Origin of the sequence: Neisseria sp. P0019.S002, assembly GCF_051957155.1 — a bacterium.
Lineage (GTDB): Bacteria > Pseudomonadota > Gammaproteobacteria > Burkholderiales > Neisseriaceae > Neisseria > Neisseria perflava.
Window position 1 is genome coordinate 1 of sequence record NZ_JBQCWS010000126.1, and the last position, 452, is coordinate 452.

Sequence of the window (452 nt, forward strand, 5' to 3'; positions counted from 1 at the left end):
ATCAGGGTACGCCTGAATTGCCGGGTTTTTATTGGCATGCCCATGAAATGATTTGGGGCTATGCCGGATTGGTTGTCATTGCATTCTTATTGACGGCCGTTGCGACTTGGACAGGCCAGCCGCCGACACGCGGTAAGGCGTTGGCCGGTTTGACCGCATTTTGGCTATTGGCCCGCATTTGTATGTTTATTCCTGGTTGTGGGGTAACGGCAAGCGGCATATTCGGTACGATCTTTTTCTGGTATGGCGCGGTATGCATGGCTTTGCCGGTAATTCGTTCTCAAAATAGGCGCAACTATGTTGCCGTGTTCGCTATTTTTGTTTTGGGTGGCACCCATTTCGCCTTCCATCTGAAAGTGCAACCGTTTGATGCCATTGCGCTGATGACCGGTTTGCAATCCGGTTTGATTATGGTGGCCGGATTTATCGGTTTGATCGGTATGCGGATTATC

General features: G+C 50.2%; 1 protein-coding gene. It reads left to right on the forward strand.

Annotated features, from left to right (window positions below; translation table 11 throughout):
- The coding region (locus ACTHTY_RS11895) for an NnrS family protein (protein WP_440367835.1) at window positions 1-452 on the forward strand (452 nt) is incomplete at both ends.